The following is a 244-nucleotide window of genomic DNA, read 5'->3' as shown; positions in this document are numbered from 1 at the left end:
CAAATGGATTAGCCGGATGTAGATGCTATTGAAGGTATGTATCCCGCCATTTCCATTGATAAAAAGACAACGTGTCTTAAACCTAGTTCAACATTCGGAACGGTAACCGAGATTTATGACTACCTCAGTCTTCTATTTGCAAGAATTGGTCGCCCTGTCTGTACACGTCATTGCGTAGAAATTAAGTCACAGACGATCTAACAAATGGTTGATCTGATACTGACTTATTAAGAGCGAAAAAAGC

General features: G+C 39.8%; 1 pseudogene. It reads left to right on the top strand.

Annotation, left to right across the window (positions count from 1 at the left end):
- Nucleotides 1-12: 12 nt before the first annotated feature.
- A pseudogene (locus tag Q4550_RS23865) lies at nt 13-198 on the top strand (excinuclease ABC subunit A); the annotation flags it as partial.
- Nucleotides 199-244: the final 46 nt, after the last annotated feature.

This window comes from Anaerobacillus sp. 1_MG-2023 (genome assembly GCF_030547345.1).
Lineage (GTDB): Bacteria > Bacillota > Bacilli > Bacillales > Guptibacillaceae > Guptibacillus > Guptibacillus hwajinpoensis_B.
The sequence above is the reverse complement of the archived record's forward strand: the minus strand, read 5'-3'. Positions and strand labels throughout refer to the sequence as shown.